This is a genomic window from Rhodococcus sp. P4_F3_2 (assembly GCF_056401335.1).
In genome coordinates, this window is record NZ_JBFUJN010000017.1 from 22703 (window position 1) to 35067 (window position 12365).

Genomic DNA, 12365 nt, shown 5'->3' on the forward strand with positions numbered 1-12365 from the left:
TAGAAGGGAGTTCGCGATGCGAATCGGAATCGACGTCGGTGGTACAAACACCGATGCGGTCCTGATGGACGGGACCACCGTCATCGGGCATGTAAAACACTCGACCAGCAAGGACATCACCGGCGGAATCGGCGGAGCTCTGACGGCGCTGCAGCAGCAGTACTCGTTCTCTCCCAGCGCTGTTCAAGCAGTGATGATCGGCACGACGCACTTTCTCAACGCTCTTATCGAGCAGCGAGGACTTGCACCAACGGCGGCTCTGCGATTGGGGCTTCCGGCGACCGCAGCGCTTCCGCCGATGGTGGGGTGGCCGCGAGACCTGGTCTCCGCTGTGCAAGGAAGGCACTACCTCGCTCACGGTGGGCACGAGTTCGACGGTCGTCGTATCTCACCGCTGGATCCCGGCGAGATTCGTCGCCATGCCGCCGACATGGCTCGCAGCGGTACTCGTTCGGTCGCAATATCGTCGGTGTTCTCTCCGGTCAATCTCGAATGCGAAGCGGCGGCAGCGGAGATCGTGCGTCAGGAACTCGGTCCGGACGTCGCAATTTCGCTCTCTCACGAGATCGGTCGAGTGGGTCTACTCCAGCGGGAGAACGCGACCATCATCAACGCTGCGCTGCGCGAGCTTGCCGATCACATCGTCGACGGTCTTGCCAGTTCTTTGGTCGAGCACGGCATCGCCGCACCGCTGTATCTGAGCCAGAACGACGGAACCTTGATGGACATCGAGTACGCAAGGCGTTATCCGGTGGCGACTTTCGCGTCGGGACCGACCAACTCCATGCGAGGCGCCGCTGTTCTGTCCGGTCTGGCCAGCTGTGCGGTGATCGACATCGGGGGCACCACTACCGACGTGGGCGTACTGACCAACGGTTTCCCCAGAGAAGCCACCACGGAGGTGACGGTCGCGGGGGTACGGACCAATTTCCGTATGCCGGACGTCTTCTCGATCGGTATCGGTGGTGGTTCGCTGGTGGATCCGGACGGACTCACAGTCGGACCCGAATCAGTGGGATACGAATTGGGTTCACGGGCACTCGTATTCGGCGGTGACACGTTGACGGCCACCGACATCGCCGTCGCGGCAGGCTTGGCCGACGTCGGAGATCGCAGTGCGGTGGCGCACCTCGACCGCGGTCTGGTGTCGACGGCACTCGACCGGATCTCGCGCCGGGTCGCCGACGCCGTGGAACAGATGCGGACCACGTCGGATCCACTTCCCGTTGTGGCGGTTGGCGGGGGATCGGTTCTGCTGGAGCACGAACTTCCCGGCCTGGGAACGGTGATTCGTCCTGAGCGCTTCGACGTTGCCAATGCGATCGGCGCTGCGATCGCGCAGGTAAGTGGTGAGGTAGATCGAGTCGAAGCGGTACGGGACGGGCGCAGGCAGATTCTTGCCGACGACGCTCGCCAGGAGGCGATCGATCGGGCAGTCGCAGCAGGCGCACGGCCCGAGTCGGTGCAGATCGTGGAGTTCGATGAGGTCCCGATTCCGTATCTGCCGGGCAACGCAACACGTATTCGAGTGAAGGCAGTCGGTGACTTGGCACTGCACAGTGGTCTGGTCTCCACCCGTCAGGAAGGCTCACGATGAGTTGGACACTACGAACGGCAGACCTCGACGACCTCGCCAGGGGCGCAGCTTTGTTGGGGACCGGCGGCGGGGGAGATCCGTTCGTCGGCAAGATGTTGGTCACGCAGGCGCTCGGGGAAGCCGGTGAAATCACGATTCTGGATCCGGAGGAGCTCGACGACGACGCGTGGGTGATCCCCGTCGCGCAGATGGGTGCACCGACCGTCGTGGTCGAGAAGATGCCGCGCGGAACCGAACCCGAGCTGGCGCTGATCACGTTGGAGAAGCACACGGGGCGAACTGCAGATGCCACGATGCCGATGGAGTGCGGCGGGATCAATTCGATGATTCCGTTGCTGGTGGCAGCGCGGCGCGGACTGCCGGTTGTCGACGCCGACGGGATGGGACGAGCCTTTCCTCAGCTCGAGATGGAAACCTTCTCGGTGTACGGGATTTCGGCGAGTCCGCTCGCCATGGCGAACGAGCACGACGAGGTGGCGATCTTCGACACCGGCAGCGACAACAGCAGATTGGAGGGCCTCGCTCGCGGGGTGACGTCGAGGTTCGGTGGGATGGCGCATATCGCGCAGTACTCGATGACGGGTGCAGATGTGAAGCGGACGGCGATCCCACGGACTCTGTCGTTGGCCTTGGTCATCGGTCGGTCCATCAGGCTTTCACGTGAGCAGCGGGTGGACCCGGTTCAGGCGCTGGTGGACGGTCTCTCCGACACGCTTTACGGATACGGGCGAGTTCTCTTTCACGGCAAGGTGATCGATGTCGACCGGCGAACCGATGAGGGGTTCGCTCGGGGTTCGGTGCGGATCGCCGGCGTCGGAGACGAAGAGCTGGAAGTTCAATTCCAGAACGAAAATCTGATCGCCGTGCAATCCGGAGTAATGGTGGCGATCGTGCCAGACCTTATCTGCATCGTCGAGGCCGACACTGCCGAGCCCATCACCACCGAGGGCTTGCGGTACGGGCAGCGAGTTGCGGTCATCGGGATCGCGACTCCGCCGATCATGAGAACACCGGAGGCACTGGCGGTCTTCGGCCCGGCAAGCTTCGGACTCGATCGCCCGTTCCTGCCGGTGGAGACACTCGAGCAACCTGTACTGGCAGAATAGCGAGCCGTGAGCAGGCTGCACGCGGTCCGGGAGGCCGACCTCGACGCGATCGCAGCGGGGGCGGTGGTCTTGGGCTGCGGTGGGGGCGGCGATCCACGCCTGTTCGTGGAAATGCTGCGTCCACTGATGACGTCAACGTCGGTAGAAGTCATCGCGCCGGACCAGTTGCCGTCCGGGGCGATGATCATGCCGGTGGGAATCGTCGGATCGGCCCTGGCTTTGGAAGAGCAACTGCCCTCCGGGTATGAGTTTGCCGACACTGCAGCAGCTTTGACGCGGTGGACTGGTAAACGTCCGACCGCGGTGATGACTTTCGAAGGCGGTGGACTCAACGCTCTCTCCGGCATTGCGGCGGCGTTGGCGTTGGGAATTCCCGTGGTCGACGCCGACCTGCTCGGTCGAGCGATGCCGCGGCTCGATCACTTCTCTCTCGCCGCAGCCGGGTTGGAATTGTGCCCGGTCACTCTCGCCCAGCCCGGCGGCCTCATTACCGTCGTCGACGGAGTGGATGTGCTGGGCGCCGAGGTAGCAGTGCGGTCGTTGATCGGGAGAACCAGCGGTTGGGGCGCTCTGGCGATCGCGTCGATCGATGCGCGGACTGTGCAGGAGGCGTGCATTCCGGGAACTCTGTCCCGAGCATATGAACTGGGTCAGCACGTCGGGACCCTCGGCAGTTGGCGGGAGATCGCCGAAAGCTCCGGGGGGCGAGTAATGGGGACAGGCCGGGTGCGTGCGGTGCGTCGTAGTCGCCCGAACGCCGGCGATCGTCGGGGCAACGTGATTCTCGAACACGATTCTGCGGTGATACGAGTCGAATTCGAAAGTGAGTTCCTGACCGTCGCGTCGGACGGCGAGATGATTGCGACATGTCCGGACATCGTGACGTTGCTCGACGTCCGGACCGGTGCCTTCGTCTCGTGCGAATCAGTGCACCAGGGGCAAGATGTGGCCGTGTTGGTTCTGCCCGGCCCTCAGTGGTGGGCGGAAGATGTGAGCAGGTTGAAAGTTGTCGGCCCGCGGGCCTTCGGGATCGACCATGACGCAGTGCTGATGGAGGCGCAATGAGCGCGAGTGTGTCGGCGTTGCTGAACAACCCGATCTTTGTCGGGTTGTATCGACTTGCCGGCGAAGGTGATCCCGTCGTGACGACAGTGGGAGCGCTCACCGGGGAATCGGCACAGTCAGCCGAGGCCGTGTCGGGTGCGGCGGGTGCAGGATCAGTTCTGGTGATTCTCGATCGAATCGACGTCGGGGAGTGGAGATTCGACGCTCTCCTTCGACGCACGGCGGCGACCGGCTGCCGGGTGCTCGCGGTACACAGCACTGCGGCGGAGGATGCGAATCTCTCGTTGCTTGCCGATCGCCTCGGACTGGTGGTGCTCGGAGTATCCGACCCGTGGCAGTTCAGCGTGGATCTTCGTGATCTTCTCTCGAATTCGCGGGCGGTGATGGCCGACGCGGTACTGCGGGCGACACACGCGGGCCAGCGGGCCGGCGGAAGCGTCGAGAATCTTCTGTCCGTGCTGCTGAACACATTTCAGCGTTCGTTCATCCTCCTGGACTCGTCCGGACGCCCGCTGACCGGCGCCGATTTGTTGTCCGACGCTGATCGAGCAGCCGCCGGTATGTTGTCGGGCCGCGGGGCGCCCACCACCGTTGAATTGGACTCCGGCGGGGTCCTGATTGCGTGCCCGGTGATGTCCGGCGCAGCCCGAGAGCCCTGGCTGGCGGTGCTGCTCCCGGTGCGTCAAAGCGTCGAAGAGGCTTCTCTCTCAGTGGTTCTCGACGTGGCCTCGTTGGCTGCCGGGCACCGACTGGCCGTTGCACGCATGGTCGACGAGCGTGAAGCGCGCCGGCGTAGCGCGTTACTCGGTGAACTGATCGACACGTCAGCAGACGCCACACCCGGACTGCTCCGGCGCGCACTCGACGCGGGTTGGGCACTGGACGGATGGCATATCGGCATCAAAGTCCTGGCGGTCGGTGAGGTCGACCTGGTGGCCAGGCGCAGTGAGGTCGCAGACGCCCTCGCCGCCGAGGGAATCGACGCCAATGTCGTGGAACAGGCTGACGGCTGGGCAGCGTGGACCACTCTGCCGGGCGAGCCGCGACCGGAGTCGATCACCAGGATCGCCGAGAGTATCCGTGCAGCTCAGGCGAGGTTGGAACCCACGATGGAGACCTGGGTCGGTGTGGGACGCGCACACGRCGGTCCGGCTGGAATCGGTGCGTCCCTGTCTGAGGCCGGGGATGCCGCTCGGCTCGCGGGTTCGAGGTCGCACACAGGCCGCTTCCTGCACGTGGACCGCCTGGGTCTGGCGCAGTTGCTGCTGGCGTGGACGCGAACCGACACGTTTCAGCCCGCAGCCGCGGCGCTGCTCGCGCCGCTACGCGATTCGAATGGAGAGTTGCTCGAGACTCTGTCGACGTACCTCGACGAAGAATCGTCTCTGGCTCACACCGCAACGCGAATGGGCTTGCACCGCAACACCGTATCGAGCCGGATCGATAGAATTCAGCGCCTTCTCTCGGTGGATCTCGCAGATCCGGAAACGAGACTCGCGCTCCACCTTGCTTGCCGGACCATCGCGCCCTGACGGAGATCTTCGCGGCTTCGTCTTGACAAGCACGGGAGGTTCCTGCCATCCTCGTTGCCAGGTCACGAGTACCAGTGTTCAGCCCCGGCTTGCTGGTCGGCAACCCTCCTCCGCGGTGGGGTGCTCCGGGTGACGACCCGGCTGCGTTCGAAAACGAATGCGGCAAGCGCGGACTCTTCCGGGGCCATCACCCGACGAACGAGTCCTTGAACGTGAGGATTGTCTTCGATGACTGCTGTATTGAGTGCCGACACCTGCCGCACCACCGCGATTGCCAAGGTTTCGGGTGCTGACCTGCAGGTTCCATTGGTTCAGGGTGGCGAATGCTCCTACGCCAACTTCGACTACGCCGCGAGTGCGCCGGCATTGGCCCAGGTCACTGACCGTATCGCCGAGTTGCTGCCGACATACGCCAGCGTCCACCGCGGTGCCGGCTACGCGTCTCGGATCTCCACGCTCACCTACGAGAACGCTCGTGAATCCGTTGCTCGTTTCGTGAATTGTGCCGACGATCAGGTTGTCGTCTTCACCCGGAACACCACCGATTCGCTGAACCTGCTTGCGCAGTGCGTCCCCGGCAGCACCGTCGTCCTCGATGTCGAGCATCACGCAAACCTGTTGCCGTGGAACGACGCTCGTATCGTCACCGCTGCAGACACCATCGAAGAGACGATCGAGCGTCTGATCGGTGAACTGTGCACCAAGCCTGCAGCGCTGCTCGCAATCACCGGTGCCTCCAACGTGACCGGCGAGATCCTGCCGATTGCACGCTTGGCTGACATCGCTCATCGTTGCGGCGCACGTATCCTCGTCGACGCATCTCAGCTGGCTCCTCACCGTCGCATCGACCTGCAGGAATGCGGCGTCGACTACATCGCTTTCTCCGGTCACAAGCTCTATGCGCCCTTCGGCGCGGGTGTTCTGGTCGGACGCCGTGACTGGCTCGACGAAGCTCAGCCGTACCTCGCCGGCGGCGGCGCCGTGCGTGAGGTGACCATCGAGTCCACGGAGTGGGCCTGCGCGCCTGCCCGCCACGAGGCAGGTTCCCCCAACGTTCTCGGTGCGGCAGCCATCGCGACCGCATGCGAAACCCTGCACGCGCTGGACTTCGACGTCATCGCCGAGCACGAGAAGGCACTCACGGCCCAGCTCACCGACGGATTGTCCGCCATCGAGGGCGTCTCGCTCGTGCGACTGTGGAATGACGCACCGGACGCCGTCGGAATCGTCACCTTCACCGTCGACGGATTCGAAGCCGGCGAAATCGCCGCATTCCTCTCCGCCGAGCACGGCATCGGAGTTCGCGACGGTCGCTTCTGCGCACACCCGGTTCTCGCACGCCTCGGCCTCTCCGGCGGTGCAGTTCGCGCCAGCCTCGGCCTCGGTAGCAGCTCGGACGACGTGACGCGGTTGGTAGACGCCGTGAACATCCTGGTTTCGAATCAGCGTGATTGGAACTACGCCAAGACTGCCGGTGCGTGGAACCCCGTGCCCGAGACCCGCCCCTTCCTCGGAGCCGCAGACGACAACGCCGGCGCAGCCGAGTGCGTCTGAGCTGAGCTCGGTCCCCGAAAACTCGAACGGACAACTAGCATGGCAGCCATGGCACCAGCGGATTTCCCCGCCACCCCTTCGAGAGTGAGCATCACTCTCGGTCAGTGGTGCCGTCGCCATGTCGATCTGTGCCGCACCTCGTCAGGAATGTGTTCGAGCTGACGATTCGTCTCGCTCATCCCATACTTTTCTGATTTTCGGAGGTCTCACATGTCTTCACGCGCTTCGCATTCTCTGCACGTAGCGGTCGAGTTGACCGGATCCGGTCACCATCCGGCAGCTGAGGGCGCACCCGGCAACCTGCCCATCATCGGCGGCGACTACTGGGTGGACCTCACCGAGGGCGAAAAGGCTCTCGATTTAGCTTCATTCCCTACCAATGTGGTTCGGATTCGCGCTGCGGACCTGCGTGAGGCACAGCTCGAACGTGCACGGATACGCGCTGCTGTCGCCGAAGAAGGACGCGATCCCGACAGCGTCGCAGTACTGGTCGATCTCGAGATTCTGATCGCGCCGGAGGCTCGCTCCGCCCGTAAAGAGCTTGCACAGTTGGACAGCGCGTTGACGGCGCCGCGGGTTCCCGTTTCGCTTCACTACGTCGGAACGCCTTCCGGTCTCGGCAGTTTGATCGCCGATATCCGAGCTGCCGAGGTCGCCGACGGCGTTACGTTGCTGCCTCTCGCATTGCCTCGCACGCTCGAGCATCTGGTGGACAGCACCATTCCGTGGCTTCAGGATCGCGGACTTGTCACACCGTCCACCGCAGTCGACGAGGTTCTCGGGCGTTTCGGACTGCCGCCCCGTCAGCGCACGCTTGCGTCCTGATCGTCACCGATTGCATCTGCGTACAGGTGGAACAGCGACGGTAATTCGTCGGCACCGTCCACCTGTGCCAGAAGCGTCCAGCATTGCGCAGTGATCGACCGAGCCCTCGTGCCGATCCAGTTGGTGGGCAGTAGTTCCGGCGGCAACAGCGGATCCGGTTCCATGGCTCGCGTGAATTCCGCCGCGAGCTCGATGGTCATCGTGACAGCATCGGTACCGGAACCGTTCTGCAGTTTGTGCAGGCGTGCGGTCGCTACGTCGAGCAGCCGTTCGTATCCGTCAGCGATCTGGTCCAGTGGCCACAACTGCGCGGCAATCTTCACGGGGTCTACGAGCATGCCCACTTTCAGATCTCGAGTGGTGAGAGAAGACAGGTGCTGTTCGACGTCGAGTTCGGCGGCCGCATCGCGAATATACGGTTCCCAGGCGTGCGGCGAGACGTACAGACCGCCCTGGACGAGCGCGCCGCCGAGGTAAACGACCTTGGTGCGCAGCGCATCTCGCGCTTTCCGCGACGACTCCGGAATTGCGAACCCGGCCAGGTGCCAATACCCGTCCCACGGCGTCACAGTGTCGCGGTCTTGTTGATAGGCCAGCCGAACGAATTCGACGTCGGGTTCCATCTCGCGCACGGCTTTCGGCGTTGCTCGTAGCGTGGCCTGCCGCCCGCGACCTTCCTGAGTGAACTTCCCCTCGGTGACCAACCGCTTGATGCACAGCCGAACCTGTTGATCAGTTTTGTCGAGGGCGTCGGCGGTGGCATAAAGGGTGCGTCCGTCGACAGTTCCGTCCGTGCGCAGTAGTCCCTCGATCAAGATCCTCGTGGGTACATCGACGTCCCTGTCGGTCATCGTCATGTCCTTTCCTCGCTTCTCGACATCTTCGCCCACAACTGTACTATCGAATGCAATACGATCGTTTCAAATTCGTACGTTAGGACGGGAAGATGGCAGCGGAATCGATGAGCGAGGGCAAGAGTAAGCCTCGTTTACGCAGGTGGATGGTTACTTCCCTGGCGGTGGTCGTTGTTCTGATCGCGACTCTGGTGGGCTGGACGCTGTACCAGAACACCTATGACATCCGTGAGGAAAAAGTGACGATCACCGGGGGATCGGTGCCGCTCCAGGGAGTCCTTGCATTGCCCGAACACGGTGACGGTCCCTTCGGGCTCGTGGTTTTCGTCCACGGAGACGGCCCGGTCGATGCAACACATGAGACGTTCTATCGACCGGTGTGGGAGGCGTTCGCAAAGGCGGGGTACGCGTCACTCTCCTGGGACAAGCCGGGGGTGAATGGGGCACCGGGCAATTGGCTCGATCAGAGCATGGACGATCGCGCGGCAGAAACGGAAGCGGCAATCGAGTGGGCGCGGGGACGTTCGGATATCGATCAGTCTCGTATCGGTCTGTGGGGTGCAAGCCAGGCAGGGTGGGTGATGCCCAAGGTGGTGAACCTCGACCCGGACGTAGCGTTCGTCATTGCCGTGGGTCCCGCGATCAACTGGCTCCAACAAGGCGAATTCAATACCCTTGCAGAACTTTCCGAGAGAAATGCGTCGGCCGACGAGTTCGAGAAAGCGCGGGTCGATCGTGCGAAGAACTTGGATCAGTTGGCCCGTGATGCATCGTACGACGATCTCGTGGCCTCCGGCGAGGCCGACGGTCTCACCGAAGACCGGTGGAACTTCATTCGAAAGAACTACCGATCGGATGCGCGAGCCGATCTCGAATCCGTGAGGGTTCCGGTGCTCTTGATCATCGGCGGACAAGACGTCAACGTCGACGTGGCCGATACCGAAAGGGTGTACCGCGAATTACTTGACTCGCCAGGGCAACTGGTGGTCAAGAAGTATCCCGACGCCACTCACTCGATTGTGGAGAAGGACCTCGAAGACTCGGAAGTGATGTCGGCTCTGGTGGCCGTCCTTGCTCCCCGTTCTATCTTCGCTCCCGGTTATCTAGCGGATCAGACTGCATTTTTGGAGGGAATTCATGGCTGACGGAGTCACGGTTGTCGCACTGGGCGGTGCCGGTGCCATGGGCTCGGCAGCAGTTCGTCTTGCTGCAACATTGCCGGGAATCGGCAAGGTAGTAGTCGCGGATCGCGATATCGATGCTGCGAAGCGTCTTTCAGTTGAACTGGCCCAGGCGTCAGCGCAAGTCGAGGCGCGCAGCATCGACGTCACGGACGGTCGCACGCTACGTGAATTGTTGGATGACGCAGACGTCATCATCAATACCGTCGGCCCGTTCTTCCGTTTCGGTGTCGGCGTTCTCCAGGCAGCGATCGAGACCGAGACGCACTATCTCGACATCTGCGACGACTGGGAACCTGCCGTCGACATGCTGGAATTGGACTGTGCTGCCAGGGAAGCCGGAATCTGCGCGGTAGTCGGCATGGGCGCAAGTCCCGGGATGAGTAACCTCCTGGCCGCGATGGCAGTCTCGCGATTGGACGTGGTCGACGATCTGTACACAGCCTGGCCGGTTGATGTCGAGGGCGAGGACGAGTCGGTAGACACACTGAGTGCAGCGGCCGTTCACTGGATGCAGCAGATCAGCGGCACGGTTCCAGTGGTTCGTGCGGGGCGAATCGTCAACGAAGAACCGTTGCGTTCCATCGCACTCGAACTGCCCGGCGGACGTCGGGGGAACGCTTACGTGGTCGGGCATCCGGAGCCGGTGATGTTTCATCGGACCATCAATCCTGCAGGGCATTCGGCAAATCTGATGGTGATCTCACCGGAAACCGTGGCGTTTCTCGACGTTCTCCGCTCAGATATCGACAAGGGGAGAATTGATCTCGACTCGGCTGCTGAAGAATTGGGCAAGCCCTCGCTCCGGCGGATGATCCGTGCTGCGCCTCGAATGCTCACGCGTGCCGGTCATGGATCCTTGCCGTTGTTTTTCGCCTCGGCGACCGGGGTGCGCGAAGGTCGAGAGATGCGCGTCGTGGCACGGATCGCTGACGATTCACCGGTATCGGCGTTACTGTCGGACATGGCCGGTGCAACCGGAATCCCCTTGGCGCTCGGCCTTGCTCAGGTGGTGTCCAGGCTGGCCGACGGAACGATTCGGGATCGGGTCGGTGTGCACTCAGCCGAGAGCGTCATCGACCCGGAAGTTCTGTTCACTGCACTGTCGCGGTTGTTCGATCGAACCGACTGGAGTGACATCGTTACCGTCGAATCCGAGTTTCGCTAGTCAGTTCGCGGCGTGCGATCCGATGCGACTGCGGATTTCGGTCTCGACGCGATCTGCGTCCTTTGGGCTGAATGAAGGCGCTCCGCGGCCGGCGAGGGTGAGTACCACCGCGGTCTCCTTCCACGGGCGTGAAAGATCCAGGCTGTACCACGAGCTGAAATCTGTTGTTCCCCAAATTCGTAAGCGTCCACTCAGCCATGACATGACTCCGAGGTCGACGGATTCGATCTGTGAGTACGGAACGAACTTGCTGACAAACGGGAAGTAATAGTGGCGGATCGTGACGCCCTGATCGTCGATCCGGACGGTCCTGTCCTCGTAGATCGTTGATGTCCCTGTACTCACAGTGAAAACCCGGTCCCTGCTGTTCGACGGTCTCGGCGGATGCCGAAAACCAACCATACAGTCTCTACTGGGACGGGTGGCCCGCCCGAGTGTCAGGCGCTGGTAGTCCTCGCGACGACGAGATCGCTCACCGCGATCTGAGCGTTGCCGATTGCCGCCTGAACCGGTTCGCAACTACTCGATGCTCTGGCGAGCGCAAGAACTGCGGTGAGTAAGGCGGCGTCGGGCTCTCCTTCGAACGGTCCGCTCTGGACGTCGAACTTTCCAGCTCGCAACTGCTTTCGGGCATTGACTCCAAGTTGTGAAATGACCTCGTCCATCGCGGTCAGGCACTGGGCGAGCGCGCCGATCGACCAGTAGAGATCGGCAGCGACGACAGGCGTCTCCGATGCCACGGTGCCGGCGCGGCGCAATCGGTGATGAGTGTCTCGGAGTATCTCGGGCAGTCTGTGGTCTGCGCAATGTTCCATCCCGCTGCCTCCGTAAGGTGTAAAGTTGGGTTATTCAATTACGGTAAGGCAGGGCGGTAAGGGATGCAAGTAGTTTTAGACGATTACGTCGTCGGTGCGTCGTTCGCGACCGACCTGGTCAACACCTCGCCCCGGGTCTGGGTGGAGGCAGGTGACGCGTTGGCTGACCCTCAGGCGCTTCACGATCTACTGGATGAACATGGACTCTCGCCGGATGCGCTCCGCAACGGGCGTCGGCTTACCAGCGGTGAACTTGCCGACGTGCAGGCACTCAGAGAGGCGATTCGTTCGATTCTCGATGCTTCGACCTCCGACGAACTCGTTGATCGCACTGATCGACTCCTGCAGACTGTCCCGCATCACGTTCGACTCGTGCCTGATGCCCAGTTCGACTATCGATGGAATGCGGTACCGGACAGAAGAATCGATCTTGCGGGTGAGCTTGCGTTGTTGATCGGCTTCTCGTTGCTGGGGACTCTGCGCACATTGGGGTACGAACGATTCCGCCCATGCGCGTCGCCGACGTGCAACGGGGTGTTTGTCGATACGAGCCGGGGAGGGCGACGCCGCTACTGCATGCCGGCGTTGTGCGGCAACCGAATCAACGTCGCGAATCACCGTCAACGGCAGCGTCGTACTTAGTCGTCAACGATGGCGTCGTACTTAGC

The 12365-nt window shown here is 62.4% G+C and carries 12 protein-coding genes and 1 riboswitch; of the genes, 9 read left to right on the forward strand and 3 right to left on the reverse strand.

The window, feature by feature from the left end; genetic code table 11:
- The first annotated feature begins 16 nt into the window (after positions 1-16).
- The 6 genes from AC1DWA_RS18520 (at position 17) to AC1DWA_RS18545 (ending at position 7679) form a co-directional block, all read left to right on the forward strand.
- Entirely contained in the window at positions 17-1597 is a 1581-nt protein-coding gene (locus tag AC1DWA_RS18520) for a hydantoinase/oxoprolinase N-terminal domain-containing protein (RefSeq protein WP_400822813.1), read from the forward strand.
- Positions 1594-2703 (forward strand): DUF917 domain-containing protein, encoded by a 1110-nt coding sequence (locus tag AC1DWA_RS18525; RefSeq protein ID WP_317831081.1) that lies wholly within the window; start codon positions 1594-1596, stop codon positions 2701-2703. Before AC1DWA_RS18520 ends, AC1DWA_RS18525 begins: the two co-directional genes overlap by 4 nt.
- 6 nt (positions 2704-2709) lie before the next feature.
- On the forward strand, positions 2710-3768 hold the full coding sequence (locus AC1DWA_RS18530; protein WP_400822816.1) for a DUF917 domain-containing protein: 1059 nt from the start codon (positions 2710-2712) through the stop codon (positions 3766-3768).
- Positions 3765-5300, forward strand: coding sequence for a PucR family transcriptional regulator (locus AC1DWA_RS18535; RefSeq protein ID WP_477916899.1), 1536 nt, complete (start codon positions 3765-3767; stop codon positions 5298-5300). Before AC1DWA_RS18530 ends, AC1DWA_RS18535 begins: the two co-directional genes overlap by 4 nt.
- A gap of 60 nt (positions 5301-5360) precedes the next feature.
- Positions 5361-5475: riboswitch (SAM riboswitch) on the forward strand.
- A 53-nt stretch (positions 5476-5528) separates the two neighbouring features.
- On the forward strand, positions 5529-6854 hold the full coding sequence (locus AC1DWA_RS18540; RefSeq protein WP_477847466.1) for an aminotransferase class V-fold PLP-dependent enzyme: 1326 nt from the start codon (positions 5529-5531) through the stop codon (positions 6852-6854).
- 210 nt (positions 6855-7064) lie between these two features.
- Entirely contained in the window at positions 7065-7679 is a 615-nt protein-coding gene (locus tag AC1DWA_RS18545; RefSeq protein WP_020906017.1) for an LLM class oxidoreductase, read from the forward strand.
- Here AC1DWA_RS18545 and AC1DWA_RS18550 read toward each other — a convergent pair.
- Complete coding sequence (locus AC1DWA_RS18550; protein ID WP_477847468.1) at positions 7658-8536, reverse strand: PaaX family transcriptional regulator C-terminal domain-containing protein; 879 nt, start codon at positions 8534-8536, stop codon at positions 7658-7660. The genes AC1DWA_RS18545 and AC1DWA_RS18550 overlap by 22 nt on opposite strands.
- A 143-nt stretch (positions 8537-8679) precedes the next feature.
- Here AC1DWA_RS18550 and AC1DWA_RS18555 point away from each other — a divergent pair, with 143 nt between their 5' ends.
- Together AC1DWA_RS18555 and AC1DWA_RS18560 are read left to right on the forward strand one after the other, a co-directional pair.
- Positions 8680-9678, forward strand: coding sequence for an alpha/beta hydrolase family protein (locus AC1DWA_RS18555; RefSeq protein WP_477847524.1), 999 nt, complete (start codon positions 8680-8682; stop codon positions 9676-9678).
- On the forward strand, positions 9671-10882 hold the full coding sequence (locus AC1DWA_RS18560) for a saccharopine dehydrogenase family protein (RefSeq protein ID WP_477847470.1): 1212 nt from the start codon (positions 9671-9673) through the stop codon (positions 10880-10882). Before AC1DWA_RS18555 ends, AC1DWA_RS18560 begins: the two co-directional genes overlap by 8 nt.
- Here AC1DWA_RS18560 and AC1DWA_RS18565 read toward each other — a convergent pair whose 3' ends face one another.
- Both AC1DWA_RS18565 and AC1DWA_RS18570 read right to left on the reverse strand, forming a co-directional pair.
- Entirely contained in the window at positions 10883-11227 is a 345-nt protein-coding gene (locus AC1DWA_RS18565; protein ID WP_019746690.1) for a PH domain-containing protein, read from the reverse strand.
- Between the two features lie 92 nt (positions 11228-11319).
- Positions 11320-11697, reverse strand: a complete 378-nt coding sequence (locus AC1DWA_RS18570; RefSeq protein WP_080908860.1) for a hypothetical protein — start codon at positions 11695-11697, stop codon at positions 11320-11322.
- 63 nt (positions 11698-11760) lie between these two features.
- Here AC1DWA_RS18570 and AC1DWA_RS18575 point away from each other — a divergent pair, with 63 nt between their 5' ends.
- On the forward strand, positions 11761-12339 hold the full coding sequence (locus tag AC1DWA_RS18575) for a CGNR zinc finger domain-containing protein (protein ID WP_080908861.1): 579 nt from the start codon (positions 11761-11763) through the stop codon (positions 12337-12339).
- Positions 12340-12365: the final 26 nt, after the last annotated feature.

Excerpts from the sequence above, each read along its gene's own strand:
- AC1DWA_RS18520 (WP_400822813.1), top strand. The coding sequence starts at position 17 with ATGCGAATCGGAATCGACGTCGGTGGTACAAACACCGATGCGGTCCTG.
- AC1DWA_RS18525 (WP_317831081.1), top strand. The coding sequence starts at position 1,594 with ATGAGTTGGACACTACGAACGGCAGACCTCGACGACCTCGCCAGGGGC.
- AC1DWA_RS18540 (WP_477847466.1), top strand. The coding sequence starts at position 5,529 with ATGACTGCTGTATTGAGTGCCGACACCTGCCGCACCACCGCGATTGCC.
- AC1DWA_RS18545 (WP_020906017.1), top strand. The coding sequence starts at position 7,065 with ATGTCTTCACGCGCTTCGCATTCTCTGCACGTAGCGGTCGAGTTGACC.
- AC1DWA_RS18550 (WP_477847468.1), bottom strand. The coding sequence starts at position 8,536 with ATGACGATGACCGACAGGGACGTCGATGTACCCACGAGGATCTTGATC.
- AC1DWA_RS18555 (WP_477847524.1), top strand. The coding sequence starts at position 8,680 with ATGGTTACTTCCCTGGCGGTGGTCGTTGTTCTGATCGCGACTCTGGTG.
- AC1DWA_RS18560 (WP_477847470.1), top strand. The coding sequence starts at position 9,671 with ATGGCTGACGGAGTCACGGTTGTCGCACTGGGCGGTGCCGGTGCCATG.
- AC1DWA_RS18570 (WP_080908860.1), bottom strand. The coding sequence starts at position 11,697 with ATGGAACATTGCGCAGACCACAGACTGCCCGAGATACTCCGAGACACT.
- AC1DWA_RS18575 (WP_080908861.1), top strand. The coding sequence starts at position 11,761 with ATGCAAGTAGTTTTAGACGATTACGTCGTCGGTGCGTCGTTCGCGACC.